Annotated in this window: 21 protein-coding genes and 1 other RNA gene; 3 read left to right on the top strand and 19 right to left on the bottom strand. The window is 65.4% G+C overall.

Features of this window, described 5'->3' with window-relative positions; genetic code table 11:
• Positions 1 to 136: 136 nt before the first annotated feature.
• From ftsZ to mraZ, 15 genes are all read right to left on the bottom strand, one after another.
• Positions 137 to 1,336, bottom strand: a complete 1,200-nt coding sequence (gene ftsZ / locus C2862_RS14285) for a cell division protein FtsZ (protein WP_136220793.1) — start codon at positions 1,334 to 1,336, stop codon at positions 137 to 139.
• A 147-nt stretch (positions 1,337 to 1,483) separates the two neighbouring features.
• Positions 1,484 to 2,716, bottom strand: a complete 1,233-nt coding sequence (gene ftsA / locus C2862_RS14280) for a cell division protein FtsA (protein WP_136220792.1) — start codon at positions 2,714 to 2,716, stop codon at positions 1,484 to 1,486.
• Positions 2,717 to 2,727: 11 nt separating this feature from the next.
• Entirely contained in the window at positions 2,728 to 3,555 is an 828-nt protein-coding gene (locus C2862_RS14275; protein ID WP_136220791.1) for a cell division protein FtsQ/DivIB, read from the bottom strand.
• 4 nt (positions 3,556 to 3,559) lie between these two features.
• A complete protein-coding gene (locus C2862_RS14270) occupies positions 3,560 to 4,507 on the bottom strand; it encodes a D-alanine--D-alanine ligase (protein ID WP_136220824.1) in 948 nt (315 codons plus the stop codon).
• 5 nt (positions 4,508 to 4,512) lie between these two features.
• Entirely contained in the window at positions 4,513 to 5,907 is a 1,395-nt protein-coding gene (murC, locus tag C2862_RS14265) for a UDP-N-acetylmuramate--L-alanine ligase (protein ID WP_136220790.1), read from the bottom strand.
• 3 nt (positions 5,908 to 5,910) lie between these two features.
• Positions 5,911 to 6,999, bottom strand: coding sequence for an undecaprenyldiphospho-muramoylpentapeptide beta-N-acetylglucosaminyltransferase (gene murG / locus C2862_RS14260; RefSeq protein WP_136220789.1), 1,089 nt, complete (start codon positions 6,997 to 6,999; stop codon positions 5,911 to 5,913).
• Positions 6,996 to 8,213, bottom strand: coding sequence for a putative lipid II flippase FtsW (ftsW, locus tag C2862_RS14255; RefSeq protein ID WP_136220788.1), 1,218 nt, complete (start codon positions 8,211 to 8,213; stop codon positions 6,996 to 6,998). Before ftsW ends, murG begins: the two co-directional genes overlap by 4 nt.
• On the bottom strand, positions 8,213 to 9,709 hold the full coding sequence (gene murD / locus C2862_RS14250; protein WP_136220787.1) for a UDP-N-acetylmuramoyl-L-alanine--D-glutamate ligase: 1,497 nt from the start codon (positions 9,707 to 9,709) through the stop codon (positions 8,213 to 8,215). The genes ftsW and murD overlap by 1 nt, the downstream gene beginning before the upstream one ends.
• A 4-nt stretch (positions 9,710 to 9,713) precedes the next feature.
• On the bottom strand, positions 9,714 to 10,883 hold the full coding sequence (gene mraY, locus C2862_RS14245) for a phospho-N-acetylmuramoyl-pentapeptide-transferase (protein ID WP_136220786.1): 1,170 nt from the start codon (positions 10,881 to 10,883) through the stop codon (positions 9,714 to 9,716).
• Positions 10,883 to 12,253, bottom strand: a complete 1,371-nt coding sequence (gene murF / locus C2862_RS14240) for a UDP-N-acetylmuramoyl-tripeptide--D-alanyl-D-alanine ligase (protein ID WP_136220785.1) — start codon at positions 12,251 to 12,253, stop codon at positions 10,883 to 10,885. Before murF ends, mraY begins: the two co-directional genes overlap by 1 nt.
• Entirely contained in the window at positions 12,253 to 13,776 is a 1,524-nt protein-coding gene (locus tag C2862_RS14235; RefSeq protein WP_136220784.1) for a UDP-N-acetylmuramoyl-L-alanyl-D-glutamate--2,6-diaminopimelate ligase, read from the bottom strand. The genes murF and C2862_RS14235 overlap by 1 nt, the downstream gene beginning before the upstream one ends.
• Positions 13,776 to 15,551: a penicillin-binding protein 2 gene (locus C2862_RS14230; RefSeq protein WP_136220783.1), complete on the bottom strand. Its 1,776-nt coding sequence runs from the start codon at positions 15,549 to 15,551 to the stop codon at positions 13,776 to 13,778. Before C2862_RS14230 ends, C2862_RS14235 begins: the two co-directional genes overlap by 1 nt.
• On the bottom strand, positions 15,548 to 15,820 hold the full coding sequence (ftsL, locus tag C2862_RS14225) for a cell division protein FtsL (RefSeq protein ID WP_136220782.1): 273 nt from the start codon (positions 15,818 to 15,820) through the stop codon (positions 15,548 to 15,550). The genes C2862_RS14230 and ftsL overlap by 4 nt, the downstream gene beginning before the upstream one ends.
• On the bottom strand, positions 15,817 to 16,779 hold the full coding sequence (rsmH, locus tag C2862_RS14220; protein WP_136220823.1) for a 16S rRNA (cytosine(1402)-N(4))-methyltransferase RsmH: 963 nt from the start codon (positions 16,777 to 16,779) through the stop codon (positions 15,817 to 15,819). The genes ftsL and rsmH overlap by 4 nt, the downstream gene beginning before the upstream one ends.
• 7 nt (positions 16,780 to 16,786) lie before the next feature.
• On the bottom strand, positions 16,787 to 17,215 hold the full coding sequence (gene mraZ, locus C2862_RS14215) for a division/cell wall cluster transcriptional repressor MraZ (protein WP_056338436.1): 429 nt from the start codon (positions 17,213 to 17,215) through the stop codon (positions 16,787 to 16,789).
• A 453-nt stretch (positions 17,216 to 17,668) separates the two neighbouring features.
• Between mraZ and C2862_RS14210 the strand changes: the two genes are divergently transcribed.
• Positions 17,669 to 18,619, top strand: coding sequence for an AAA family ATPase (locus tag C2862_RS14210; protein ID WP_136220781.1), 951 nt, complete (start codon positions 17,669 to 17,671; stop codon positions 18,617 to 18,619).
• Positions 18,620 to 18,680: 61 nt separating this feature from the next.
• The gene (locus C2862_RS14205) at positions 18,681 to 19,382 is read left to right on the top strand and encodes a fumarylacetoacetate hydrolase family protein (RefSeq protein ID WP_136220780.1); all 702 of its coding nucleotides are present in this window, start codon (positions 18,681 to 18,683) and stop codon (positions 19,380 to 19,382) included.
• A gap of 20 nt (positions 19,383 to 19,402) precedes the next feature.
• Here the strand turns inward: C2862_RS14205 and C2862_RS14200 are convergent, their stop codons facing one another.
• The 3 genes from C2862_RS14200 to rnpB all read right to left on the bottom strand — a co-directional run bounded on the left by C2862_RS14200 (position 19,403) and on the right by rnpB (position 21,779).
• Positions 19,403 to 19,924, bottom strand: a complete 522-nt coding sequence (locus C2862_RS14200; protein ID WP_136220779.1) for a PH domain-containing protein — start codon at positions 19,922 to 19,924, stop codon at positions 19,403 to 19,405.
• Positions 19,924 to 21,411, bottom strand: a complete 1,488-nt coding sequence (glpK, locus tag C2862_RS14195; protein WP_136220778.1) for a glycerol kinase GlpK — start codon at positions 21,409 to 21,411, stop codon at positions 19,924 to 19,926. Before glpK ends, C2862_RS14200 begins: the two co-directional genes overlap by 1 nt.
• Before the next feature lie 19 nt (positions 21,412 to 21,430).
• An RNA gene (gene rnpB / locus C2862_RS14190) (RNase P RNA component class A) lies at positions 21,431 to 21,779 on the bottom strand.
• A gap of 129 nt (positions 21,780 to 21,908) precedes the next feature.
• On the opposite strand from rnpB, the gene C2862_RS14185 reads away from it, so the two are divergent.
• Positions 21,909 to 23,609: a thiamine pyrophosphate-binding protein gene (locus C2862_RS14185; RefSeq protein ID WP_136220777.1), complete on the top strand. Its 1,701-nt coding sequence runs from the start codon at positions 21,909 to 21,911 to the stop codon at positions 23,607 to 23,609.
• Positions 23,610 to 23,685: 76 nt separating this feature from the next.
• Here C2862_RS14185 and C2862_RS14180 read toward each other — a convergent pair whose 3' ends face one another.
• Positions 23,686 to 26,409, bottom strand: coding sequence for a quinoprotein amine dehydrogenase (locus C2862_RS14180; RefSeq protein ID WP_136220776.1), 2,724 nt, complete (start codon positions 26,407 to 26,409; stop codon positions 23,686 to 23,688).
• Between the last annotated feature and the right edge of the window lie 81 nt (positions 26,410 to 26,490).

The raw sequence follows: 26,490 nt of genomic DNA, 5'->3' as shown, positions 1-26,490 counted from the left end.
GCCCCGTGCCCACCGACAGGTTGAGCAGCCAACGATCCGCGTAATTTTGGTGGGCACGGGGCGCCCACCCTACAAAAAAAAACCGGGACCGGAGCGCAAGCTCCGATCCCGGTTTTCGATTGAGCTTTATAAAAGCTTAGTCGGCTTGCTTGCGCAGGAAGGCCGGAATGTCGTAGGTCTCGACCCCGTTGCGCTGCATCGCCTGCACCTGCTCCGATGCCTGCTCGCGGCGCCACACGGCCGGCTGCTTCATGCCCGCGTCGCCACCGGTCGATGCGTGGCCCATGGTCACGCCGCCAGTCGGCAAGGCGCCGCCCATCATCGGCGCGTTGTAGGTACCGGTGCGCAGCACTTGCTGCGGCTGCGGTTGCACCAGCTGCATCTTCTTGGCTTTGCCCAGGCCGGTCGCGACCACGGTCACGCGGATCTCGTCGCCCATCGCGTCGTCGTAGGCGATGCCTTGTGCGATCGACGCATCCGGTGCGGCGAAGGCGCGCACGGCGGCCATGACTTCCTTGATCTCCTTACCCTTCAGGCCACGCGATGCGGTCACGTTGACCAGCACGCCCTTGGCGCCCGACAGGTCGATACCGTCCAGCAGCGGCGAAGCGACGGCCTGCTCGGCGGCGATGCGCGCGCGGTCCACGCCCGAAGCGGTGGCGGTGCCCATCATGGCCTTGCCCTGCTCGCTCATGATGGTCTTCACGTCGTTGAAGTCGACGTTGATGTGGCCCGGCACGTTGATGATCTCGGCGATACCGGCAACGGCGTTGTTCAGCACGTCGTCGGCATGCTTCATCCAGTCCAGCATCGATTCGTCTTCGTAGATCTCTTCCAGCTTTTCGTTGAGGATGATGATCAGCGAGTCGACATGCTTCGACAGCTCTTCCAGGCCGGCTTCGGCCACGTCCATGCACTTCTGGCCTTCGTAGGAGAACGGCTTCGAGACCACGGCCACCGTCAGTGCGCCCATGGTCTTGGCCACTTCGGCCACGATCGGCGCGGCGCCGGTACCGGTGCCGCCGCCCATGCCGGCAGCGATGAAGACCATGTGCGCGCCGCGCAGCGAATCTTCGATGCGCGAGCGGGTCTGCTCGGCCAGCTGGCGGCCGACTTCCGGACGCATGCCGGCGCCCAGGCCGGACTCGCCGATCTGGATGATGTTGTTCGCGCTCGAGACGGCAAGCGCCTGGGCATCGGTATTGGCGGCGATGAACTCGACACCCGAGACACCTTTGTTGATCATGTGCTGCACGGCGTTACCGCCTGCACCACCCACGCCGACGACCTTGATCACCGTTCCCAGTGCTGCGTTATCGACCATATCGAACTCCATGATGAGACTCCTAATTTTCAAAGTGCCATATCCATGCACCAAACCTCATAAGGGTATCAGGCCTAGCGCATGGATACTGCTAAGTATTATAAAAAATATGTGTTTTGTATCGAATCAAAGACGCTTCTTTGTCACGCTCGTTACTGCTCAGAAATTCCCCAAGAACCATTCCTTCATGCGCTGCCACACCGCCTTTACCGAGCTATCCTGTCGCGTCACGGTATAGCCCCGCAAATACTGTTTTTTCGCTTCCAACAACAGACCCAATACCGTCGCGTAGCGCGGGCTGCGCACCACGTCCGCGAGCTGGCCGCGGTAGTCCGGCGTGCCGAGGCGCGTCGGCTTCAGGAACATGTCTTCGGCCATCTCGATCATCCCGGGCATCATCGAGGTGCCCCCGGTGAGCACGACGCCCGACGAGAGCACGCCCTCGTAGCCGGACTCGCGCACCACCTGGTGCACCATCGCGAACAGCTCTTCCACGCGCGGCTCGATGACGGCGGCCAGCGCCTGGCGCGACAGCGCGCGCGGACCGCGGTCGCCCAGGCCCGGCACTTCCAGCGTCTCGCCCGGATCGGCCAGCACCTGCTTGGCCACGCCGTAGCGCAGCTTGATTTCCTCGGCCTCGCCGGTCGGCGTACGCAGCGCCATCGCGATGTCGCTGGTGATCTGGTCGCCGGCGATCGGGATCACGGCGGTATGGCGGATCGCGCCGTCGCTGAAGACGGCGATGTCGGTGGTGCCGCCGCCGATGTCGATGATGACCACGCCGAGTTCCTTCTCGTCGTTGGTCAGCACCGCGTCGGCCGAGGCCATCGGCTGCAGGATCAGGTCCGACACTTCCAGGCCGCAGCGGCGCACGCACTTGACGATGTTCTGCACCGCCGACACCGCGCCGGTCACGATGTGCACGCGCACTTCCAGGCGGATGCCGCTCATGCCGATCGGCTCGCGCACGTCTTCCTGGTTGTCGACGATGAATTCCTGCGGCACCGTATGCAGCAGCTGCTGGTCGGTCGGGATGTTGACCGCCTTGGCCGTCTCGATCACGCGCGCGACGTCGGTCGGCGTGACTTCCTTGTCCTTGATCGCCACCATGCCGCTCGAGTTGAAGGAGCGGATATGGCTGCCGGCGATGCCGGCGTAGACATTGCGGATCTTGCAGTCGGCCATCAGCTCGGCCTCTTCGAGCGCGCGCTGGATCGATTCGACCGTGGCCTCGATATTGACCACGACGCCCTTCTTCAATCCTTTCGACTCGTGCTGACCGAGGCCGATGACCTCGTGGCGTCCGTCGGACATCACCTCGGCCACGACCGCCACCACCTTCGAGGTGCCGATGTCGAGGCCGACGATCAGGTTTTTCGCGTCTTTTGTCATTGCTCGCCTGCTTAGATTTGCTTTGTTGGCTTGTTAGTCGGAGTTTTTGTTTTCTTCTTTGCCGCGGCCTTTACAGGCTTGTTGGCATCCGTCGGCACAGTCAGGGCCGCGGAAGACAGCGCCAGCCCGTTCGGGTAGCGCATGTCGATCGTATCGATGCGGCCTTCCTGCAGCCGGGCGACCAGCTGCGGGTAGACCCCGACCAGGCGCTGCACGCGCGCCTTGACGGTGTTCTTGTCCTGCTCGCGGCCGAGCTCCACGCTCATGCCGTTGTCCAGCTTGACGGTCCAGGCATAACGCGAGGACAGCGCCAGTTCCTGCGGCACCAGTTTCACTGGCGCGAACCACGAGCGCAGCTCGGAAAAGCGCGCCAGCACGTCCTTTTCGCTGCCGGCCGGGCCGTAGAAGGCCGGCAGTTCGTGGTCGTCGTCGGCCTCCGCGAGGTTGGCGGTGAAGACGTCGCCCTTCACCGACAGCAGGCGTCCTTCGCCCCAGGTACCGAGCGCCTCGTGCTCTTCCACTTCGACGATCAGGCCATCCGGCCACTCGCGGCGCACCGTTGCGCGGCGAACCCATGGCACCGCCTCGAAAGTCGTGCGGACCTGGTCCAGGTCCGTGGTGAAGAAATTCCCGCGCAGCTTGCCGAGGACGCTGTTGCGTACCGTCAGTTCGTTCACGTGTTTCAGGTCGATCTTGTACAGGCTCTCGATGCGCACCTGGCGCAGCGTGAACATCGGCCGCTGCGACAGCCACCACACGCCGCTCGCGATACCGGCGAGCAGCGTCGCCGCCAGCAGCGTGCTGGCGGTGGCGTTCAGGGCGCGTACGTCATGCCACATTCTTTTAGCCTTGTGCCTTTACCATCTTGCAGCGCGCCGAACGCAGGATCTCGACGCACAGGTCTTCGTAGCTGAGGCCGACCGCGCGCGCCGCCATCGGCACCAGCGAGTGGCCGGTCATGCCCGGCGAGGTATTCACCTCCAGCAGGAATGGCCGCATGTCGCTCTCGCGCACCAGCACGTCGACCCGGGCCCAGCCTTCGCAGCCGAGCGCGCGGTAGGCGTCGACGGCGTGCTTCTGGATTTCCGCAGTCAGGTCCGCCGGCAGGTCCGCCGGGCAGTGGTACTGGGTGTCGTCCGTGAAGTACTTGTTCTGGTAGTCGTAGTTGCCCTGCGGAGCCACGATCTCGACGATCGGCAGCGCGCGCGCATCCTTGCCGGTGCCGAGCACGGCGACCGTGAACTCGCGGCCGGTGACGAATTCCTCGGCCAGGATCACTTCGTCGAAGCCGGCGGCCAGCGCCACGGCCGCCTCGAACTCCTCGGCCTTCTCCACCTTGGTGATGCCGATGGTCGAGCCTTCGAGCGGCGGTTTGACGATCAACGGCAGGCCCAGTTCGGCCACGATCTTTTCGAGATCGTCGCCCGGGGTGACGGTGGCGTAGCGCGGGGTCGGGATGCCTTTCGACAGCCAGATGATCTTGGTCGTGATCTTGTCCATGCCGACCGACGAGGCCATGACGCCGCTGCCGGTGTAGGGAATGCCGAGCTGCTCGAGCGCGCCCTGCAGGCTGCCGTCTTCGCCGTAGCGGCCGTGCAGCGCGATGAAGACGCAGTCGAATTTTTCCGCGGCCAGTTCGGCCAGCGTTCGCTGGCCCGGGTCGAAGCCATGCGCGTCGATGCCGCGGCTCTTCAATGCCTCCAGCACGCCGGTGCCGGACATGATGGAAATGTCGCGCTCGGCCGAACGGCCGCCGTACAGGACGCCGACCTTGCCGAAGTTGGTGATGATGTCGCTCACGATGGTGCCTTTTCAGTAGTCAGGATGTGCGGAACGCCGCTGATCGAGCCCGCTCCCATGGTCAGCACGACGTCGCCGTCCCTGACTGCCTGGAGGATCGCGGCGGGCATTTCGGCGATCGTTTCCACGAAAATCGGTTCGATCTTGCCGCCGGCGCGCAGCGAGCGCGCCAGGGCGCGGCCGTCGGCCGCCACGATCGGAGCCTCCCCTGCCGGATACACTTCCGACAGCAGCAGCACGTCCGGTGCGCTCAGCACCTTCACGAAGTCCTCGAACAGGTCGCGCGTGCGGCTGTAGCGGTGCGGCTGGAACGCCAGCACCAGGCGCCGGCCCGGGTAGGCGGCACGCGCGGCGGCCAGGGTCACCTCGGTCTCGACCGGGTGGTGGCCGAAGTCGTCCACCAGCGTGAAGCTGCCGCCGCCCTCCAGGGCGACTTCGCCGTAGCGGGTAAAGCGGCGGCCGACGCCGCGGAATTCCAGCAGGCCTTGCGCGGTCGCGGCATCGTCGATGCCGATCTCGCGCGCGATCGCAATCGCCGAGCAGGCGTTCAGCACGTTGTGCATGCCCGGCTGGTTCAGTACGAACTTCGTGTCCGGGTAGCCCTGCTGGCGTACGGTGAAGTGCATGTGCACGCCGTCGGCGTAGGCATCGAGTGCGCGCACCTGCGCGTCTTCCGCGAAGCCGTAGGTCGTCACCGGTTTCGTGACCTGCGGCAGGATCGAGCGCACGTGCTTGTCGTCGATGCACAGCATCACGCGGCCGTAGAACGGCAAGCGATGGGTAAAGTTCACGAACGCGGCCTTCAGCTTCTCGAAGTCGTGTTCGTAGGTTTCCATGTGGTCGGCGTCGATGTTGGTGATCACCTCGATCATCGGCGACAGATTGAGGAAGGACGCATCCGACTCGTCGGCCTCAGCCACGATGTAGTCGCCGGTGCCGAGTTTCGCATTCGCGCCGGCGCTGTTCAGCTTGCCGCCAATGACGAAGGTCGGATCCAGGCCGCCCTGAGCCAGCACGGAAGCGACCAGGCTGGTGGTCGTGGTCTTGCCGTGGGTGCCGGCGATCGCGATGCCGCGCTTCAGGCGCATCAGTTCGCCCAGCATGATCGCGCGCGGCACCACCGGGATCTGCGCGGCGCGTGCGGCCATCACTTCCGGATTGGCTTCGTTGACGGCGGTCGAGGTCACCACGGCGTCGGCGCCGAGGATGTTGTCGGCGGCGTGGCCGAGATAGACGCGCGCGCCCAGGTCCTTCAGGCGGCTGCTTGCCGCATTGCTGCCCAAGTCCGAGCCCGAGACTTTATAGCCGAGATTGAGCAGCACTTCGGCGATGCCGCTCATGCCGCTGCCGCCGATGCCGACGAAGTGAATATGTTTGATCTTGTGTTTCATTTCTTATTTTTTCTTTGCCAGCTTAGTTGCCAATTCGTCCAACACGTCTGCAATTTCCTCGTTCGCATTGCGCTTGCCAACCCTTTGCGCCGCCTCAGCCATCGCCAAGCAATCGGCGCGCGTGGTCGACATCAGGAGCTGCGCCAGCTTTTCCGCCGACAGGTCTCCCTGCGCCAGGTGGATCGCCGCCTGCTGCTTGTCCATCCAGACCGCGTTGTCGCGCTGGTGGCTGGTGGTGCTGGCGACGAATGGCACCAGCACGCTGGCCACGCCCGCCGCCGTCAGTTCCGACACGGTGATGGCGCCGGCGCGGCAGATCACGAGGTCCGCCTGCGCATAGGCCGCCGCCATGTCGTCGATGAAGTCGACCACATTCGCTTCGACTTCCGCCTGCGCATAGGCCGCGCGCAGGGCTTCGATGTTCTTCTTGCCCGACTGGTGGGTCACGATCGGGCGCACGTTGGCGTCGATGCGCGCCAGGGCTGCAGGCACGCTGTCGTTCAGGACCTTGGCGCCCAGGCTGCCGCCGACCACCAGCACGCGCAGCGGACCGCTACGGCCGGCGAAACGTTCGGCGGGGCTTGGGAGGTCGAGGATCGCCTGGCGCACCGGGTTGCCGGTGACGACGGCCTTGCCGGCGGCGTTGCCGAAGTCGGCCGGGAAGCCGAACAGCACGCGCTGCGCCATCGGGCTCAGGGTCTTGTTCGACAACAGCAGGGCCGCGTCGGCATTCACCAATGCCAGCGGGATGCCGCGCGTGCGCGCCATCAGGCCGCCCGGCACCGTGACGTAGCCGCCCATGCCCAGCACCACGTCGGGCTTCCTCTTGCTTAAGAATGCCAGGCAGGCGCCGAAAGAGGCCGCCATCTTGAAGGCGCCCTTCACAGTGTGCATCAGGCCCTTGCCGCGCAGGCCGGCGAAATCGATGGTGTCCATCTCGATGCCGTGCTTCGGCACGAACTCGCGTTCCATGCCGTGCGCGGTGCCGAGCCAGGTGACGGTCCAACCGCGCGCGCGCATGGTCTGGGCGATCGCCACGCCGGGGAAGATGTGGCCGCCGGTGCCGGCCGCCATGATCATCAGCTTTTTCATAGCCGCCCTCCCCGCATCAGGACGCGGTTCTCGTAATCGATGCGCAGCAGGATTGCGAGGCCGATGCAGTTGATGACGACGCCTGAGCCGCCGTAGCTCATCAAAGGCAGCGTCAGGCCTTTTGTGGGCAGCAGGCCCAGGTTCACGCCCATGTTGATGAAGGTTTGCACGCCGATCCAGATGCCGATCCCCTTGGCGGCAAGACCCGCGAAGAACTGGTCGAGGGCGATCGCCTGGCGGCCGATGTCGAAGGCGCGCTTGACGATCCAGTAGAACAGCGCCAGGGTTACCAGTACGCCGACCAGGCCCAGCTCTTCGCCGATCACGGCCATGATGAAGTCGGTGTGCGCTTCCGGCAGGTAGTGCAGCTTCTCGACGCTGTTGCCCAGGCCGACGCCGGCGATCTCGCCGCGGCCGAAGGCGATCAAGGAATGGGTCAGCTGGTACGCCTTGTCCAACGCATTGTCTTCCTGCCACGGGTCGAGGTAGGCGAACATGCGCGCGCGGCGGAACGGCGACAGCGCGATGATCGAAGTAAAGATCAGCACCAGGATGGCGCCGATGCCGCCGAACCAGATCATGTTGAAGCCGCCCAGGAACAGGATGCCCATGGCGATACAGACGATGACGCCGAAAGCGCCCAGGTCGGGCTCGAGCAGCAGCAGCATGCCGACCACGCCAATGGCAAACGCCATCGGCATGAAGCCCTTGGTCAGCTTGTGCATGTACTGCTGCTTGCGCACGGTGAAGTCGGCGGCGTAGAGCACGGCGACGATTTTCATCATCTCCGAGGGCTGCAGGTTGAAGACTTTCAGCGAGAGCCAGCGCCGCGCACCGTTCACGACCACGCCGACGCCCGGGATCAGCACCAGCATCAGCAGCACCAGGGTGGCGACGAACATCATCGGCGCCATCTTCTGCAGGGTGGCGACGGGAATGCGGAAGGTGACCCAGGCGGCCGCGATCGCCGCCACAATGAAGGCCGCCTGGCGGTACAGGAAATATTCGTGGCGGCCCTGCAGGTAGGAGAACTTGGGCGAATCCGGCAGCGCGATCGAGGCCGAATACACCATCACCATCCCGAACAGCATCAGGATCAGGGTGACCCAGACCAGCGGCTGGTCGTAGTCCATCATCTTCGAGGGACGCGAGCGCTCGGCAATGGCCGCATCGCTGGCGGAGCCCGAGAATTTGAATGGGATCTGGAAGGCCATCAGATCTCCTGCCCTTTTTCCAAGGCCAGCTCGCGCACGGCGTCGACGAACACCTGCGCGCGGTGCGCATAGTTCGTGAACATGTCGAGGCTGGCGCAGGCCGGGGACAGCAGCACGCTGTCGCCGCTACGCGCGAGACCGGCGGCGCGGCGCACGGCCTGCGGCAGGTCCTCGAGGTCGAAGCACGGCACGCCGGACGGCTCGATCGCCGCCTTCACGGCCGGCGCATCCTTCCCGATCAGCAGCACGGCGCGCACGTAGCGCGAGACCGGCTCGGCCAGCGGCGTGAAATCCTGGCCCTTGCCGTCGCCACCGGCGATCAGCAGGATCTGCTGGTCTTCGCCCGTAAAGGCTTTACCGAGGCCGAGCAGCGCAGCGACGGTGGCGCCGACGTTCGTGCCCTTGCTGTCGTCATAGAAGTCGACGTTGTCGATGCTGGCGACCAGCTCCACGCGGTGCGGCTCGCCCGCGTATTCGCGCAGGCCGTGCAGCAGCGGCGCCAGCGGCAGGCCGGCGGCCCGGCACAGGGCCAGCGCGGCGAGCGCGTTCGAGGCGTTGTGGAGGCCGCGGATTTTCAGGGCGTCGGCCGGCATCAGGCGGCTGATCGTCGTTTCGACCGGCTCCGCGACCTCGCCTTTTTTGAGCTTCTTCTCGCTCGCCTCGCCAGCGACGGCGGTCGACAACCAGAGCACACCGCGCTCGTTGACGATGCCGAAGCTGCCCGCTTCCTGCGGTTCGCCGGTGCCGAACGTGATTTGCGGCACGCCCGGTGCGCCCATGCGCATCACGGTTGCGTCGTCGCGGTTCAGTACGCGGATGGTGTCGGCGCCGAAGATGCGGGCTTTATCGGCGGCGTAGGCCGCCATGTCGCCATGCCAGTCGAGGTGATCCTGGGTGATGTTCAGGACGGTGGCCGCATCGGCGTTCAGGCTATAGGTCGTGTGCAGCTGGAAGCTGGACAGTTCCAGCACCCAGGCCTGCGGCAGCTTGTCTTCGTTGAGGGCTTCGCGCAGCACGTCCAGCGCGGCCGGGCTGATGTTGCCGGCCACGCGGGTCTCGAAGCCGGCGCGGCGGCACAGCAGGCCGGTCAGGCTCGTCACCGTGGTCTTGCCGTTGGTGCCGGTAATGGCAATGACTTTCGGCGCATAGCCGCGTTCAAGCTTCAGGGCGGCCAGCGCCTGCGCGAACAGTTCGATCTCGCCCCAGACGGGGATATTCTGTGTAGCGGCAGCCGGCGCGATCTCGGCCAGCTCCTTGTTCGGCGCCAGGCCCGGGCTGACTGCCACGAAGTCGACGCCTTCCAGCAGCGCAGCGGCGAACTCGCCGTGCACGAATTCGGCATCAGGCACCGCTTCGCGCAGTGCCGGCAAGCGCTGCGGCTCCGCACGCGTATCGGCCACGCGCACGCGCGCGCCGCAACGGGCGAGCCATTGCGCCATCGCGAGCCCGGATTCGCCGAGCCCCAATACCAGTGCGAGTTTGCCGTCGTAGTTCATTCGATTAACGCAGTTTCAGGGTGGAGAGACCGACGAGGACCAGCACCATCGTCACGATCCAGAAGCGGACCACGACCTTGGTCTCCTTCCAGCCCTTTTGTTCGAAATGGTGGTGCAGCGGCGCCATCAGGAAGACGCGGCGGCCGGTGCCATACCGTTTTTTCGTGTACTTGAACCAGCTGACCTGGATGATCACCGACAGCGTTTCGGCCACGAACACGCCGCCCATGATGAACAGGACGATTTCCTGGCGCACGATGACGGCGATGGTGCCGAGCGCGCCGCCCAGCGCCAGCGCGCCGACGTCGCCCATGAACATCTGCGCAGGGTGCGCGTTGTACCAGAGGAAGGCCAGGCCCGCGCCCGCCATCGCGCCGCAGAAGATCAGCAGCTCGCCGGCGCCGGCGATGTGCGGGATGAACAGGTATTTCGAGTAGGTCACGTTACCGGTCAAATAGGCGAACAGGCCGAGCGCGCCGCCCACCATCACGGTCGGCATGATCGCCAGGCCATCGAGGCCGTCGGTAAAGTTGACCGCGTTCGAGGTGCCGACGATCACGCAATAGGTCAGCGCGATGAAGCCCCATACGCCCAGCGGATAGCTGATGGTCTTGAAGAAGGGGACGATCAGGTCGGCTTTCGGCGGCAGGTCGAGCGAGAAGCCCGACTGCACCCAGGCCCAGAACAGCTGGCCGACCTGCCATGGCGTCGGCGCCGAGACCGAGAATGCCAGGTACAGCGAAGCGGCGACGCCGATCAGCGACATCCAGAAGTATTTTTCGCGCGAACGCATGCCTTCCGGGTCCTGGTAGACCACCTTGCGGTAGTCGTCGACCCAACCCACGGCGCCGAAGCCGAGCGTGACGATCAGCACCGGCCAGATCAGACGGTTCGACAGGTCGCACCACAGCAGGGTCGAGATGGCGATCGAAATCAGGATCAGCACGCCGCCCATGGTCGGGGTGCCGTGTTTTTTCAGGTGGGTCTGCGGACCCTGGGTGCGCACCGCCTGGCCGACCTTCATTTCCGTCAGCTTGCGGATCACGGCAGGACCGGTGAACAGGCCGAGCGCAATCGCGGTGATCGTGGCGAACACCGCGCGGAAGGTGATGAAGTTAAAGACACGCATCGGACCGATATAGTCCTGCAGGTATTGAGCGAGCCAGAGAAGCATTAGTGGGCGTCCTTGCCAGTGTGTGTGGATCCGATCAGGTGATTGACCACGCGTTCCATCTTCATGAAGCGCGAGCCTTTCACCAACACAGTTGCATCAGAATTGCCGCCCAGTGCCTTGTCCAGTGCTGCCAATACATCGTCAAACTGTTCAAAATGGTGCGCTCCGCTGGCCACCAGGTGGCGCGAGAGTTCACCCGTCGCGAGCACCGTTTCGATGCCGCGGCTTTGCGCATACGCGCCGATTTCTTCCGTAAATTCACGGCCCTGCGTGCCGACCTCGCCCATGTCGCCGATGACCAGGATGCGTGGCGCCGGATAGGCGGCCAGCACATCGATCGCGGCGCGCATCGAGTCCGGGTTGGCGTTATAGGTGTCGTCGATCACCAGCGCGCCGTTGGCCGCCTGCTTGCGCTGCAGGCGTCCGCCGACCGGGGCGAAGGCTTCCAGGCCGCGCACGATGGTGGCCTGGTCGATGCCGGCCGCCAGCGCGCAGGCGATCGCCGCGAGCGCATTGCGCACGTTGTGTTCGCCCGCGGCCGCCAGTGTCAGCGCGAATGCGCCGCCTGGCGTCGTTACTTTCAAATTGTTACCGAATCCGGTGCTGCTGTACGTCGCGTGCACGTCGCAGGCTTCGCTCAAGCCGAAGGTGATGCTGCGGCAGTGCCTGGATAAATCCTGCCACAGCGCCGTGTAGGTGTCGTCGCCCGGATACACGGCGACGCCATCCGCCGGCAAGGCGGCCAGCACCGAACCGTTTTCCAGGGCCACCGCTTCCACCGTGTGCATGAATTCCTGGTGCTCGCGCTGGGCGTTGTTGACCAGGCCGACGGTCGGCTGCGCGATCGCGGCCAGGCGGCCGATCTCGCCCGGGTGGTTCATGCCGAGTTCCACCACGGCGGCGCGATGCGTCGCCTCCAGGCGCATCAGCGTCAGCGGCACGCCGATCTCGTTGTTCAGGTTTCCTTGCGTGGCCAGGCGCGTGTCGTCACTGAAGGCGGCGGCCAGGATGGACGCGATCATTTCCTTGACCGTCGTCTTGCCGTTGCTGCCGGTGACGCCGATCAGGGGAATGGCGTACTGGCGGCGCCAGCTGTTGGCGATCTGTCCCAGCGCCGTCAGCGTGTTCGGTACGACGATGGCCGGCAGGGTCCAGCCTTCCGGCAGGCGCTCGGCCACGACCGCGGCGGCGCCATTGCCCGCTACCTGGGCCAGGAAGTCGTGGGCATCGAAGGTTTCGCCGCGCAATGCGACGAACAGCGCGCCGGCTTTCGCCGTGCGGCTGTCGGTCGAGACGTTGTCGAAGGTGGCGTCCGCTGTCATGCGGCCGCCAGGGATCGACGACATCAGTTGTGCGAGCGAACCGCGCATCAGTGAGTCCTCATCATGGTGAGCCGCGCGGTCAGGGCCAGCGCGGCGTGGTCGGCGTCGGAAAACGGCAGCTTCTTGCCCTTGATTTCCTGGTACGGCTCGTGGCCCTTCCCGGCCAGCAGGATCACGTCCTGTTTATTGGCCTGCTTGACGGCGGCCAGGATCGCGGTCGCGCGGTCCTCGAGCGCCTGATAGCGGTCGGTTTTCATGCCCGCCACGATCTGGGCGATGATCGCGCCCGGCTCTTCGCTGCGCGGATTGTCGCTGGTGACGATCACCTGGTCGGCGCTTTCGGCGATCGCACCCATTTGCGGGCGCTTGCCCGGATCGCGGTCGCCGCCGCAGCCGAACACGCACCACAGCTGGCCGCCGCGTTCATCGGCAACCTGGCGCAGCGCGTGCAGGGTCTTCTCCAGCGCGTCCGGCGTGTGGGCGTAGTCGATCACGACCAGCGGCGCGTCCTGGCCGCCGACCTGCTGCATGCGGCCCGGGGCCGGCACCAGCGCTTCGATCGCCTCGACCGCGCGCGGCAGCTCGATGCCCTTGGCCAGCAGCGCGCCCAGCACCGCCAGCGCATTGCTGATGTTGAAGTGGCCGACCAGCTGGGTCTTGACCAGTTGGCTGCCCTGCTCGGTCTCGAGCTGGAATTCGGAACCTTGCGGCCGGCTGCGCTTGTTCGATGCGCGCAGGATGTTCACGCCCTCGATGGCCGGCTGGCTGGCGGCGTCCTTCAGCGTGTAGCCGGTGATCGGCAGGGCCGGATTGGTGGCGCGCAGGTGCGCGACCAGGCGCTGGCCGGCCGGGTCGTCGAGGTTGATGACGGCGGTGCCCAGCTCCGGCCACTCGAACAGCTCGCGCTTGGCGGCCTCGTAGGCTTCCATGGTGCCGTGGTAATCGAGGTGATCGCGCGTCAGGTTCGTAAAAATCGCGACGTCGAAATGCAGGCCGGCGGTACGCCCTTCGACCAGGCCGATCGAGGACACCTCGATCGCCAGCACGCGCGCCTTGGCTTCGCGCACCGCGGCCAGGCGGCTGGCGAGCAGCACGGCGTCCGGCGTGGTGTAGCCGGTGACGTTGAATTCGGGTTCGCTGCCGGCCTTGAACATGGCCACGCCCAGGGTGCCGATGACGGCGGCCGTCTCGCCCAGCCTGGCGAAAGCCTGGCCGAGCCAGACCGAGCACGAGGTCTTGCCGTTGGTGCCGGTGACGCCGACGGTGAACATGTCGGCATCGGGCTGGCCGAGCACGGCGTGGGCGATCATGCCGGCCTGGGCTTTCAGCTCCAGCACGGCCAGGTGCGGCACCTTGACCGCTTCGTCCCATTCAAAATCGCGGGCCTCGTGGACGACGGCGACGGCGCCATTCGCCACCGCCTGCGCGATGAAGCGGCGCCCGTCCGCGGTTTCGCCCGGATAGGCGAAGAAGACGTCGCCCGGCGTGATCTGGCGGGAGTCGGAAACGAGGTTGCCGCCCGGTGCGGCGGCAACGATCCACTGGCAAATTTCGCGCTGAGTTGCGGCCATCACAAACTCTCCTCGAGTGGCTCTTCGGGAATGATGATGTCGGTGACCGACGAATCCGGCGGCACGTTCGCGGCCCGCAGCGCATTGGCCGCCAGGTCCGCGGCGGTCGGCGCCGCGACGCTGCCGCCTGTTCGCAGTGCGCCGCGCGGGTTGTCGATCATGACGGCGATGATGAAACGTGGCTTGGACATCGGCGCGATGCCGACGAAATAGCCGATGTTGTCGGTACGCGAGTAGTGGCCGTTGACGATCTTCTCGGCGGTACCGGTCTTGCCGCCCACGCGGTAGCCCGGCACCTGCGCCTTCGAGGCGGTGCCTTCCGGGCTCACGACGGACTCCAGCATGGTCCGCACCTGGGCCGCGGTCTTCGGCGAGATCACCTGCTGGCCGACCGGATGCTCGTCCACCTTGACGAAGGACAGCGGGATGATGTCGCCGTTGCGGGCGAAGATCATATACGAGCGCGCCATCTGCAGCAGCGAGACCGACAAGCCGTGGCCGAAGGCCATGTTCGCGTATTCGATCGGGCGCCACGATTTCCATGGACGCACACGGCCCGCGGTCGGGCCGGGGAAGCCGAAGCGCGGCGCCTGGCCGTAACCGAGCTTGGTGTACATTTCCCACATTTCCTGCGGCGGGATCAGCTGCGAAATCTTGACCACGCCGATATTCGAGGACTTCTGGATGATGCCGCCGACGTCGCGCACGCCGTAGTTGTGGGTGTCGCGGATGGTCTTGCCCGTCACGACCATGCGGCCGGGCGAGGTGTCGAACACGGTGTTCGGGGTGATGCGCTTGGTCTCGAGGCCGAGCGCCACCGTTACCGGCTTGATCGTCGAGCCGGGTTCGAAGGTGTCGGTGATGACGCGGTTGCGCAGCTGGGCGCCGGTCAGGTGGCGGCGGTCGTTCGGGTTGTAGCTCGGGTAGTTGGCCATGGCCAGCACCTCGCCGGTCTGCACGTCGAGCACGACGGCGCCGCCGGCCTGGGCGTTGAACTTCTCGACCGCGTTCTTCACGCTGGTGAAGGCGATGTACTGGAGCTTGGAATCGACCGACAGGGTCAGGTCCTTGCCGTCGTGCGGCTCGCGCGAATAGCCCAGGTCCTCGACGATGCGGCCCAGGCGGTCCTTGATGACCTTGCGGCTGCCCGGCGCGCCGACCAGCGACTTCTGCTGCGCCAGCTCCATGCCTTCCTGGCCCACGTCTTCGACGTTGGTGAAGCCGACCATGTGCGACATCACTTCACCCTGCGGGTAGAAGCGCTTGTATTCCTTGCGCGTGTCGATGCCCGAAATCTTGAGCTTCTCGATCTTGGCAATGACGTCCATCTCGACTTGCCGCTTCAGGTAGACGAAGGTGCGGTCCGAATCGAGCTTCTTGCGCAGCTCGGCTTCCGGCATCTCGAGCAGGCGCGCCAGTTCGGCCAGCTTTTCCGACGGCGAGGCCAGCACGTCTTCGGGAATCGCCCAGACGGCCTTCACCGGCAGCGAGGAGGCCAGCACTTCGCCGTTGCGGTCCATGATCTTGCCGCGCGTGGCCGGCAGTTCGAGCGTGCGCTCATAGCGGCTCTTGCCCTGCTTTTGCAGGAAGCCGGTCGACATGCCCTGCAGCCAGAGCGCGCGCAGGCCGAGCGCGGCGAAGGCCGCGAACAGCACGAACAGCATCACGCGCGAACGCCAGTCGGGCAGGCGCACGGCCAGCACCGGGCTTTTCGAGAAAGCCATGCCCTTGGCGGCGGCGACGCGCCCGGTCGTAAACGGCTTGTCGCGCTTCATTGCGCGCCCTCCGTCAGGTACTGGGTGCGGGCCGGGGTCAGCGGGGTCATGTTCAATTCGGTACGGGCGATCTGCTCGATGCGTTCGTTCTTGCCGAGCGTGGACTGGTCCAGCTGCAACTGGGCCCAGTCGATGTCGAGCTGGCGCGACTGCTGCTGCAGGCGCTCGAGCTCGATGAACAAATGGCGCGACTGATAGCGCGCGTTCACCAGCGTCAGGCCGCAGGCGATCAGGCCGGCGGCCAGGATGACGTTGAGCTTGTTGCTCATCGTGCCGCATCCTCCAGGCGCTCGGCCACGCGCAGCACCGCCGAACGGGCGCGCGGGTTGGCCGACACCTCGTCATCCGATGGCTTGATCTTGGCGATCAGCTTCATCTGCGGCTGCGGCAGGTCGACGGCGCGGATCGGCAGGCGGCGGTCCGGCTGGGGCACCTTGGCTTTGCTGGCGAAAAATTGCTTGACCATACGGTCTTCGAGCGAGTGGAAACTGATCACCGACATGCGCGCACCGGGCGCGAGCATGGCGTAGGCGGCGTTCAGTCCGGCCTCGAGGTCCTCAAGCTCTTTATTGATGAAAATCCGGATAGCCTGAAAGGTGCGGGTGGCCGGATCCTTGCCTTTTTCCCGAGTCTTGACCGCGTCTGCCACGATTGCGGCAAGCTGGCGTGTGCTTGAAATTGGCTCGATTGCCCGGCGAGCAACAATCGCCTTTGCAATCTGAAAAGCAAACCGTTCTTCCCCATAATCTCGTATCACCTTTTCCAGTTGTTGGACGTCCGCCGTGGCAAGCCATTCGGCGGCCGAGAGTCCGCGTGTCGTGTCCATCCGCATGTCGAGCGGACCGTCGTTGCGGAAGCTGAATCCGCGTGTGGCGTCGTCGACCTGCGGCGAAGAGATGCCCAGGTCGAGCAGGATGCCGTCCACCCGCGCCACGCCCTGGGCGGCGAGTGCCGTGCCCATCGTGGCGAAGCTGTCGTGGACGATCGAAAAACGTGGGTCGTCGATCTGTTGCGCGGTGGCGATCGCCTGCAGGTCCTTGTCGAAGGCGACCAGGCGGCCTTTCTGCCCCAGGCGCGACAGGATCAGGCGGCTGTGGCCGCCGCGGCCGAAGGTGCCATCTATATAGATGCCGTCGGCGCGTGTGCCGGCCAGGTCGAGCGCATCGACCGCTTCGTCAAGCAGCACCGTACGATGCAGCAATTCGGGCACCGGAGTGGCAATCGTCATCCGTGCCTCAGAAAGAGAAATTGGAAAGTACATCGGGCATGCCGCCGGCGACGGCGGATGCTTCATCGGCGGCCAGCTTGGCGGCGTCCCAGATCTCGAAGTGGGTGCCCATGCCGAGCATCATCACTTCTTTTTCCAGGCCGACGGCGGCGCGCAGTTCGGGCGAGATCAGGACGCGGCCGGCGCTGTCCATCTCGACATCGCAGGCGTTACCAAGGAAAATGCGCTGCCACGCGCGCGCGGACATCGGCCAGGCCGCGATCTGGTCGCGGTGGGTTTCCCAGACGGGACGCGGGAAGAACAGGAGGCAGCCGTGCGGGTGGCGGGTCAGCGTGAGGCGGCCTTCGCATTGGAGCGCGAGGGCGTCACGATGCTTTGCCGGAATGGACATCCGGCCCTTCGCATCGAGATTGATCGCAGACGCGCCTTGAAACACGTAGGTTACCTAGCTTTGGAGGGTTATCAGTTTAGTTGTTTTGCGCGCCGGGAGACCTGAACTTCTCCCACAAAACTGCACTTTTTCACACTGTTTCCCACTTTAGAGGAAGCGTTGTTACTGGTCAAGCGAATTCCGGTAGGAAAAATCCGGATTTTGTTAATGAAATGAAGGACTTAGCGCTGTTCCCTCATACAGCTTCCAGAAAAAATATCTCGGAAAATTAAGCACTTAGCTGAATGAGTGAAAGTCATTCCTCATCTAGACAAGCTGGCAGCATCGTTGCAATAGAGAAAAAAATTCTGTCTTTACGGCTGTGGTGACGGCGACGCGCAGGGCTCGCACAGCGCAGCTGAAAAATTGCGAATTCATGCTGGACGGGTTAGCATTTCTCATCGCCCGGCAGTGCGGCGACACCGCTGGGCGAATTGCCGTAATAGCAAGGAGAAAGACGTGACCTTGACCATTGCCCGCACCCGCGCCGTGTACGACCTCCTCGACGTGCAGGATGCCCTCGACCGCAGCCGCGGCCGCTCCCCGGAACTCGAAGCCTTCTACGAGCGCATGCTCGAAACCGGGCCCGAGCGTTTCGTGACCACCCCTTCCTCGATCGACGCCCTTTCTCCCCTGCTGGAAGAGTGTCCCAACTTCGACGCCGTACTGGACGACCTGGCGCGCTACCTGCGCCTGGCCCACGCCGGCAACAAGGGTTTCAATGTGATGCCGATCCTGTTGCTGGGCGGTCCAGGGGTGGGTAAAACCCATTTCGCCAAGCGCCTGGCGCGCGCCATGGGCACGGACTGCGAGCTGATCAGCATGAACGCTCTCTCCGCCGGCTTCGTCATCACCGGCAGCTCGGCCAGCTGGCGCGGCGCCAAGTGCGGCAAGGTCGCCGAAAAGCTGGTGCGCGGCCAGTACGCCAACCCGGTGCTCGTACTCGACGAAGTCGAAAAGGCGAGCGGCTCCTCGCAGTCCGATCCACTCGCCGCCCTCTACCAGTTACTGGAACCGGAAACCTCGCGCGCCTTCCGCGACGAATTCATCGACGTCGAGATCGACGCCAGCCAGATCTTCTGGGTGCTGACGGCCAACTCGGTCGAAGGCATCCCCGCGCCGCTACTGAACCGGATGGCCGTGTACGAGGTGCCGGCGCCGACGCCCGAGCAGGCAGCCGGCATTGCCCAGCGCATGTATGCTTCACTGCTGGTGGAGCTGAACCTGTCGGGGTTCGACGCGCGGCTTGCCGAATCCGTGCTCGACAAACTGGCCCCGGTCGCCCCGCGCGACTTGCGCAAGACCCTGCTCGACTCGCTTGGCTATGCGGTGGCCGATGGCCGCGGGCATGTGACGGTCGAGGACGTGCGGCTGCGGCCGGCGGCGGGACGGGGGCGGATCGGTTTCTAGAAACCTCCGTAAAAAGCGTGGCGACGCTAGAATGAGGCCATATCGTCAACCAGAGAGCCTCATGACCGACTTCGCCTTTACGCCGCCCGCCACGCCCTCCCTCGCCATCTTCGGCAGCAGCGCCCGCTTCCCGATCCGCCGCGTCTTCTGCGTCGGCCGCAATTACGCCACCCACGCCCGCGAAATGGGCAGCGACCCGGATCGCGAGCCGCCTTTCTTCTTCATGAAGCCGGCCGACGCCGTCGTTCCGGCCGAAGGCGCCCTGCTCTACCCCTCGGCGACGAAGGAGCTGCACCATGAGATCGAACTGGTGGTCGCCATGCGCTCGGGCGGCGCCGACATCCCGGCCGACGAAGCACTGGCCAAGGTCTGGGGCTACGGCGTCGGCATCGACCTGACCCGGCGCGACCTGCAATCGATCGCGAAAGACACGGGCCGCCCATGGGACATGGCCAAGGGTTTCGATGCCTCCGCGCCATGCAGCCCGCTGCGCCCGGTGAGCGCCTTTGGTCATCCGACCGAGGATGCGGCGATCCGCATCACCGTGAATGGCGAAGTGCGCCAGGAAGGGTGTTTGAACGAGATGATCTGGCCGATCGCGGACATCATCAGCCACCTGTCGCGACTCGTGACGCTGGCGCCGGGGGATTTGATCTTTACGGGGACGCCCGGTGGCGTGGGTGCACTGCAGCCGGGCGACCGGGTGCATGGCGAAGTGGCCGGCGTCGACGAGTTCGACCTGGAGATCGTCGAGAAATCGTAAGTCCGGCAGCGGCCGGCGCATTACCTGGCTTGCGCGTCACGCAGCGCCGCCAGGAAGCGCTCCGGCTGCTCCACACTGATGAGGAGCGACGGCCCCGTCCTGGCCGGCAGGTAGACCACCCGGCTGCGGTCCGTCAGCAGCGCAAACACCACCCCGCCCTGCCCCGTAAACCGCCCCGCCGCATACCCCGGCAAGCTGATGCCATTGCTGCGCACGCCCAGCCGGGCTTCGGGAATCGTGTCCAGGCTGCCGGCCCGCGCCCGCGCCAGGTCGAATTCGGCAAGCGGCCGCTCGTGGCGGTAGAAATGCGCCGCATGCAGCATGAGCTTGCCGCCCTCGAGCCGCAGCTCGTTGTCCGCCATCGTGAACCCCAGGGCGCCCATCAGAGGCAGGATCAGAATCGCTGCCAGCGCCATGTTGCGTGCGGTGCGCGCAGGACCGTCGCGGCGCAGCACCAGCAAGGGTGCGCCGCAGGCCACCAGCGCGATGGCGAACAGGGCAAAGTAGACCGGGGCGCCGACCGAGGGAATTGCAAATTCCATTAGTGCTCGACCCAGCCCTTGGCGTGTTCGACCGCCCGCGCCCAGCGCGCCCGCAGTTCGTCACGCCGCTCCGGCGCCATGGCCGGTTCGAAACGCCGCTCGGCGCGCCATAGCGCCTGGATTTCCTCGCGCCCGCTCCAGAAACCTTCGGCCAGGCCGGCCAGATAGGCCGCACCGAGTGCCGTCGTCTCCGTCACCAGCGGACGCACCACTGGCACGCCGAGCAGGTCGGCCTGGAACTGCATCAACAGATCGTTACGCGCGGCGCCGCCATCGGCACGCACTTCCATGACTGGACAGGCGGCATCCTTCTGCATCGCCGCCAGCAGTTCGGCGCTCTGGTAGGCGATCGCCTCGACGGCGGCGCGGGCGATATGGGCTTTCGATGTCCCGCGCGTCATGCCGACGATGGTGCCGCGCGCGTACGGGTCCCAGTGCGGCGCGCCGAGGCCGACGAAGGCCGGCACCAGCATCACCCCGCCGCTGTCCGGCACCGAGGTCGCCAGCGCCTCGACTTCGCTCGACTCCTTGATGATGCCGAGTCCGTCGCGCAGCCATTGGACGGTGGCGCCGCCCATGAAGACGCTGCCTTCCAGCATGTAGTCGGTGCGGCCGTCGATCTTCCAGCCGATCGTCGCCAGCAGGCGGTTGCGCGAGACAGGCGGCACGTAGCCCGAGTGCATCAGCATGAAGCAGCCGGTGCCATAGGTATTTTTCACCATGCCCTTGTCGTAGCAGGCCTGGCCGAAGGTGGCGGCCTGCTGGTCGCCGGCGATGCCGCTCAGGGGGATCGGATGGCCGAACCACTCCTCGCGCGCCACGCCGACCCGGTCCGAGCTGCGCACCACTTCGGGCAGCATCGCCTCGGGGATGCCGAACAGGTCGAGCAAGGCGGGATCCCAGCGCATCGTGTGGATGTTGTAGAGCATCGTGCGCGAGGCATTGCTGACGTCGGTGACGTGGCGCCCGCACAGTTTATAGGCGAGCCAGCTGTCGATGGTGCCGAAGCAGAGTTCGCCGCGCAGAGCGCGTTCGCGCGCATCGGGCACGTTCTCGAGCAGCCATTGCAGCTTGGTGGCGGAAAAATAGGCGTCCAGCTCCAGGCCGGTGCTGCGGCTGATCTGGCGCGCATACCCTGCTTCGCGCAGGCGGTCGCAGGCGCCGGCCGTTCTCCGGTCCTGCCAGACGATGGCGCGCGCCACCGGTTCGCCCGTGGCGCGGTCCCAGACCACGGTGGTTTCCCGCTGGTTGGCGATGCCGATGGCGGCGATCTGCGAGGCCGGTACGCGGCTATCGGAGATCACCTTGCGCGCGCAGGCGAGCTGGCTTTCCCAGATGTCGAGGGCGTCATGCTCGACCCAGCCGGGCTGCGGGAAATGCTGGGGATATTCCTGCTGGGCGCAGGCGAAGACCTGTCCCTGGCGATCGAACAGGATGGCGCGGGAACTGGTCGTTCCCTGGTCCAGGGCGAGTATGTATTGCGGCACGCATCCTCCGCTGAATTCAGTGTAAAGCAGGCCGATAGGCCGGATTCTGTGTAGTGGTCTCCCTTGCGGGACGCCCCTATGACAGCCATTCCTCTAGGCGCCGAATTACTCCGGCGCTCAAGCTTCCTACCCGCACGCTCCGCGAGCAACATCAACGCGTGCCTATTTGGAATTGCTCCGAGTGGAGGTTACCGCGTTTCACCGTAACTTAATACGCTCGTCTCTGTGGCCCTATTCCTCGCCTTATACCCCTGGCTTGCGCCAGAGGCTTTCGGCGGACGGCCGTTAACCGTCACCCCGCTCTGTGGAGTCCGGACCTTCCTCCCGCCGGCACCGAGGTGCCAGCCAGCGGCTGTCTGGCCTGCTTCACGGCAGCATTGTAACCGATGGGGGGTAGGCGCCGCCATTTCTGAAATTTGGTGTCGCCATTTCAAAAGCCCGGTCGGTAGCGATTGCATAGAATGCCACGATGCCCAATCTTTGAGGATGACCGACACATGACGCACCCTTCCCGCACCGGCGGCCAGATCCTGGTCGATGCACTGCACGTCCACGGCGTCGATACCGCCTTTGGCGTGCCAGGCGAAAGCTATCTCGACGTGCTCGACGCCCTGCACGATTCCGATATCCGCTTCGTCATCAACCGCCAGGAAGGGGGCGCGGCCTTCATGGCCGAGGCCTACGGCAAACTGACCGGCAAGCCCGGCATCTGCTTCGTCACCCGCGGCCCGGGCGCGACCAACGCCTCGATCGGCGTGCACACCGCTTACCAGGATTCGACGCCGATGATCCTGTTCATCGGCCAGGTCGGCAACGATTTCGTCGACCGCGAAGCCTTCCAGGAAATCGACTACCGCCGCATGTACGGCCAGATGGCGAAGTGGGTGGCGCAGATCGACCGCGCCGACCGCATGCCCGAGTACATCGCGCGTGCCTTCCAGATTGCCACCAGCGGCCGTCCGGGCCCGGTGGTGCTGGCGCTGCCGGAAGACATGCTGATCGATACGGCGCAGGTGGCCGACACGCGCCGCTACCAGCCGGTGCAGGCGGCCCCTTCGCAGGCGCAGATCGATACCCTGCGCGGCATGCTGGCCGAAGCACAACGTCCTGTCGTCCTGTTAGGGGGCGGCACCTGGAACGCGCAGGCCTGCGCCGACCTGCAAACCTTTGCCGAAGCGAACATGCTGCCGGTGGCCTGCACCTTCCGCTTCCAGGACCTGATGGACAACGCGCATCCGCACTACATCGGCGACGTCGGCATCGGCATCAACCCGAAGCTGGCCGCGCGCGTGAAAGATGCCGACCTGGTGATCGCGATCGGCCCGCGCCTGGGCGAGATGACGACGGGCGGCTACACCCTGCTCGATTCGCCGGTGCCGAAGCAGCGCCTGGTCCACATCCACAATGATCCCGAGGAGCTGGGCAGCGTCTACCAGGCCGAACTGATGATCGCCAGCGGCGCGCCGCAGGCGACCAGCATGCTGGCCGCGATGGAACCGGTCGACGCCAGCGCCTGGCGCCACACGGTCGCCGAAGCCAAGGCCGACCTCGCCGCCTTCCAGCAACAGCCGCCGATCTTCAAGGACGGCCAGGCCCCGCTCGACCTCTGGCAGGTGGTGCAGGACATGATGGCCGTCCTGCCGCGCGACGCCATCATCACCAACGGCGCCGGTAATTACGCCTCCTGGGCGCACCGCTTCTACCGCTACGGCGCCATGCGCACCCAGCTGGCGCCGACGAATGGCGCGATGGGCTATGCGGTGCCGTCGGGGATCGCCGCGAAAATCGTCGATCCGCAGCGCACCGTCGTCACCTTCGCCGGCGATGGCGAATTCATGATGACCGGCCAGGAACTGGCGACCGCCGTGCAGTACGAGGCCGGCGTCGTGATCCTCGTCTTCAACAACAGCATGTTCGGCACCATCCGCATGCACCAGGAAAAGACCTATCCGGGCCGCGTGTCGGGCACGACCCTGCACAATCCGGACTTCGCGGCACTGGCGCAAGCCTATGGCGGCCATGGCGAAGTGGTCGAGAAGACGGCCGACTTCGCACCGGCCCTGGCGCGGGCACTCGAGCACACGAAGAGTAAAAACCTGCCGGCCGTGATCGAGCTGCGCTACGACGGCAACCTGATCACGCCGAACCTGACTTTGGAGGCGATGCGCAAGGCCGCGCAGGCGACGAAGGCGGGCTGACGCGCCGCGAGCTCGATAAGCAAAGCCCCTGCGCTGCAGGGGCTTTTTTCGTTTCCAGCGCCGGGATCAGCGCAGCTCAGGGACCGACCGGTACGAACGCCAGGAAGGGATCGTCGGTCTGGCCGACCATGATCAGACCGTCGCCGGAAATGTTCAGGGAGTCGTCGGTAAGCGCGCGGGCGTAGCCGGCGAACTTGAAGCTGCTCAGCAACCTGCCGTCGGCGCCGTGCACCCAGACGTCGGCGCTGGAATACCAGCCCATGATGCCGCAATAAACGCGTCCATCGCTCCCGACTTCGACGTTGTTCGGATAGGCATCGCCGCCCGGCAGATCGCCGATTTCGCGCCCGTCCGTGGGACTGATCCGCCTGCAGCGATAGGGCGCGCCGCTTGCGGCGTACAGCCGCGTGCCGTCGCCGCTGACCGCAACATCGGAGGCGCCGAAGCTGCCCCCTGCGGCCTTGCTGAACAGGGTGCCACCCGCCATGGCGCTGTAGTCGATGTCGTATCCGGCTCCTTCCGAATAGATGCGCTTGCCGTCGCTGGTGACGGCGGTCGGCGCAATGCTCGACATCCCTGCCTGCGCACCGTTTTCCGCGTTGTACACCACGCCGTCGGCGGCAACGACCAACTGCACGCCATTGGGCCGCACGGCCAGCAGTTTCGAGTAGTGGTTGACTGCGTTCACGAGGGGCCAGACGCTGGCCTTGGTCATCGACGCCAGGTCGACCACGACGATATTGCGGTTGGCGGTGTCGTATACGTACAGGCTTGCACCGTTCTGGCTCACGCTCATCTTGCCGAGCGAAGCGCCCAGATTGGCGATCGTCCCGACCAGGGCCGCGGTGTAGACGTTATAGACGTCGATCGACGCGCCGCCTTGGTTGGCATACAGGTAAGGACGGATCGGGTCGGTTTTCAGGTGCCAATAGGTCTTGTCCAGCTTCGTCGCCGCGCCCGGCGTGACGCTGCCTTTCCAGAGCGCGACGCGCAAGGTCTCCGCAACCGAGATGCTCGTGTCCGGGCTGCTCAGCGTCACCGTCGCGTAGCTGATCGCATTGGTCGGCAGGCTGGCCGGATTGGCATTCAGGGTCAGTACGTTGCCGCTGCGCGTGACCGTCAGCCAGGCCTTGTCCGAACTTGCGCTCCAGCTTGGTGTCTGGCCAAAGTTGTCGGTGACGGTGATCGTCCGGCTCAGGCGCGACCAGCTGGGGGTCGACGACAGCGCCACGCCGGTTTCCGAGAACAGCAGTTTATGCACGTCGCGGTTGGCCGTGACCGTGATCGGCGCAGTCACGGTGTCGCCATTGACTTTCGCAGTGGCAGTCAGCGCGGCGACGCTGGTGCCCACCGGAAGATTGGCGAACCGTTGCGAGAAGCTCAGGTCGACGCCGGTCTGGCTGACCTGGCCGCTGACGGCGCTGGCGCCCAGCCAAGCGGGCAGTGCCGACATCGTCCATGGATGGGCGTTGCCAAGCGTATTCAGGCTGAGCAAGGTCGCCGCCGTATCCGCGTCGCGGCCGTAGGTGCCGCCCAGCACCAGGGACGTGCTCGAGGCCTTGAGCGTGGCGGGGCTCAGGTTGAGCGTCACCGGGACCGTGCTGGTGTTGGTGTTGGGTGCGCTGATCGTCAGCTGGCCGGCATACTGGCCGCTGGCCAGCTTGCCCTGCGCCGGATCCACCTTCAGCGAGGTGACGCCGGGCGTCGGTCCGCCCGTGGGCGTTATGCTCAGCCATGGCACATTGGTGCTGGCCGCCCATGTCACGGCGCCATCGGCGACGTTGAACTTGACCGCTTCGGCCGCGATCGGCGCGCCGTTGATGGCCGTGAACGTGATCTGGCCGCGGTCCACGCTGAACGCGGCCGGCAGCAACTGCGCTTGCACCGGCACGCTGACGCTGCGGCCATCGCTGGACTTGACCAGGATCGTCGCCGTCTGCATGCCCAGCACCAGCGCGGACACGTCATAGCCGACCCGGAAAGCGCCGTCTCCGGATCCGCGCGTATCCAGCAAGGTGAGCCAGGCGGCGGCGCTCGATGCGGTCCAGGTCTGGCCGGGCGCGCTGACCCGGACGCTGAGCGGCGTGGGCGCCGCCTTGCCGGCGTTGATGGTCAGGTCGAGATTGGCCAACGGCACCGCGGTGAACGCAGGCACCGGCACGGGGGTCGGCGTCGGTGTCGGAGATGGCGGCGTTGTCGGAGTCGGGGTCGGGTCAGGTGGGGTCGTACCCGTGGGTGGCGTCACCGGGGCGGGCGGCGCCGTGACGGTGATCTCGTACGGCAGCTGAATGGGCGAACCCGGGAATTGCTGGGCGCAATTGACGTCGCGGCAGACCTTGACCGTGAAGCTTCCCTTGTAAGTGCCGGCCGCAAGCGAAGGCGCGGTCTGCATCACCGCGCGGTAGGAAATCGGGCCGGTCTGGACGATCTGCACTTGCGGCAGGATGACGCCGGTCGTATCGATGATATAGGCGTAGACCGCGCTGGCCGTACTGAAATCGGCAGGGGTCGTGACCGTCGCGTCGGCGCTGATCGGAATCGAACGCCCTGCTTCGACCGTGGTGGCCGCAGTGGGTGCGCTGAAGGTCAACACGCCTGGGGCTGCCGGCGGCGTCGGCGCCGGTGTGGACCCTGTGGACGGGGCCGGGCTGGGCGTCGAGGGCGCGCCGTTACCGACCGGAGCCGCACTGCCCTGGCTTGCGCCGCCCCCACCGCCGCCGCAGGCGCTCAGCAATCCCAGCAGGGTGCACAGAATCACCGAGGGCGATACGCTTTGTTTCCGAAAAGCGGTCGTAGCCATGTTGACGCCCAATAATTAATAAACACGCAATTATGTTTCAGAATTATTTTTATATAAAGAAAATATTGCAACTGTCGCTCA

Source organism: Massilia sp. Mn16-1_5, from assembly GCF_004798585.1.
Taxonomy (GTDB): Bacteria; Pseudomonadota; Gammaproteobacteria; order Burkholderiales; family Burkholderiaceae_D; genus Telluria.
The sequence above is the reverse complement of the archived record's forward strand: the minus strand, read 5'-3'. Positions and strand labels throughout refer to the sequence as shown.

Excerpts from the sequence above, each read along its gene's own strand:
- ftsZ (WP_136220793.1), bottom strand. The coding sequence starts at position 1,336 with ATGGAGTTCGATATGGTCGATAACGCAGCACTGGGAACGGTGATCAAG.
- ftsA (WP_136220792.1), bottom strand. The coding sequence starts at position 2,716 with ATGACAAAAGACGCGAAAAACCTGATCGTCGGCCTCGACATCGGCACC.
- C2862_RS14275 (WP_136220791.1), bottom strand. The coding sequence starts at position 3,555 with ATGTGGCATGACGTACGCGCCCTGAACGCCACCGCCAGCACGCTGCTG.
- murC (WP_136220790.1), bottom strand. The coding sequence starts at position 5,907 with ATGAAACACAAGATCAAACATATTCACTTCGTCGGCATCGGCGGCAGC.
- murG (WP_136220789.1), bottom strand. The coding sequence starts at position 6,999 with ATGAAAAAGCTGATGATCATGGCGGCCGGCACCGGCGGCCACATCTTC.
- ftsW (WP_136220788.1), bottom strand. The coding sequence starts at position 8,213 with ATGGCCTTCCAGATCCCATTCAAATTCTCGGGCTCCGCCAGCGATGCG.
- murD (WP_136220787.1), bottom strand. The coding sequence starts at position 9,709 with ATGAACTACGACGGCAAACTCGCACTGGTATTGGGGCTCGGCGAATCC.
- mraY (WP_136220786.1), bottom strand. The coding sequence starts at position 10,883 with ATGCTTCTCTGGCTCGCTCAATACCTGCAGGACTATATCGGTCCGATG.
- murF (WP_136220785.1), bottom strand. The coding sequence starts at position 12,253 with ATGCGCGGTTCGCTCGCACAACTGATGTCGTCGATCCCTGGCGGCCGC.
- C2862_RS14235 (WP_136220784.1), bottom strand. The coding sequence starts at position 13,776 with ATGGCCGCAACTCAGCGCGAAATTTGCCAGTGGATCGTTGCCGCCGCA.
- C2862_RS14230 (WP_136220783.1), bottom strand. The coding sequence starts at position 15,551 with ATGAAGCGCGACAAGCCGTTTACGACCGGGCGCGTCGCCGCCGCCAAG.
- ftsL (WP_136220782.1), bottom strand. The coding sequence starts at position 15,820 with ATGAGCAACAAGCTCAACGTCATCCTGGCCGCCGGCCTGATCGCCTGC.
- rsmH (WP_136220823.1), bottom strand. The coding sequence starts at position 16,779 with ATGACGATTGCCACTCCGGTGCCCGAATTGCTGCATCGTACGGTGCTG.
- C2862_RS14205 (WP_136220780.1), top strand. The coding sequence starts at position 18,681 with ATGACCGACTTCGCCTTTACGCCGCCCGCCACGCCCTCCCTCGCCATC.
- C2862_RS14200 (WP_136220779.1), bottom strand. The coding sequence starts at position 19,924 with ATGGAATTTGCAATTCCCTCGGTCGGCGCCCCGGTCTACTTTGCCCTG.
- C2862_RS14185 (WP_136220777.1), top strand. The coding sequence starts at position 21,909 with ATGACGCACCCTTCCCGCACCGGCGGCCAGATCCTGGTCGATGCACTG.
- C2862_RS14180 (WP_136220776.1), bottom strand. The coding sequence starts at position 26,409 with ATGGCTACGACCGCTTTTCGGAAACAAAGCGTATCGCCCTCGGTGATT.